Annotated in this window: 1 protein-coding gene; it reads left to right on the forward strand. The window is 69.4% G+C overall.

The features are described 5' to 3' along the window. The coding region (locus MOV74_RS39290; RefSeq protein WP_246932998.1) for a sensor histidine kinase at nucleotides 1–625 on the forward strand (625 nt) is incomplete at its 5' end. Nucleotides 626–846: the final 221 nt, after the last annotated feature.

Raw genomic sequence — 846 nt, forward strand, 5'->3', positions numbered from 1 at the left:
CACGCGCCTGATGCGTGACCTGCATGACGGCCTCGGCGGCCAGCTCGTCAGCATCGTCGCGCTCTCCGAGCGTGGCCATGAGGGCGCGACCATCACCGACGCCGCCCGTGCCGCGCTGAAGGATCTGCGTCTCGTCATCGATTCCATGGACGACATCGGCGGCGACCTGATGCTTGCCCTCGGCTCCTGGCGCGAACGCGCGAGCGCGCAATTGCGGCCGCACGACATCACGCTCGACTGGCGCGTGGCGACGCCGCAGGGCCTGCCGCTGCATCCCGAGCTCAGGCCATGGCACGTCATCCAGATCGTGCGCATCCTCGACGAGGCCGTGACCAATGCGGTCAAGCACGCACAGGCCCGCCGCATCGCGGTCACCATCGACACGCTGGACGGGGACCGGGGGCCGTACGGCGTGATCAGCGTGACCGACGACGGCCATGGCTTTGCGGTGAGCGATAATAGCGAGGCCGCGCGCACGGGCCAGACCGCGCGCGGCTTGCGCAACATGAGAAGCCGCGCCGCGCGCTGCGGCGCGATGCTCGATCTGAGTTCCGATGCCTCCGGGACGCGCGTGCGGCTGCAATTGCCGCAGTGTTTTCCCGACAGCGACGCGGCCGCGGGCTGAAAAGCCCCCTCTCCGAACGTGTGGGACGCACGGAGAGAGGGAACGGGCCGGGTGATTTTGCCGGCGGAGCACGGGGGGGTCGTCCGCAGGGCGCCCTGGGCCCGAAGCGATGCAATCAACTCAATCGAATGGAAATATCAGCGCACGCCGACGCGATTGACCGGGCCGCCGCGATTCATCGGTGTTCCCGCGCGCACGCCGACACCGGGCGCACCGACGCC

The sequence above is a fragment of the Bradyrhizobium sp. SHOUNA76 genome (genome assembly GCF_023006445.1).
GTDB lineage: Bacteria > Pseudomonadota > Alphaproteobacteria > Rhizobiales > Xanthobacteraceae > Bradyrhizobium.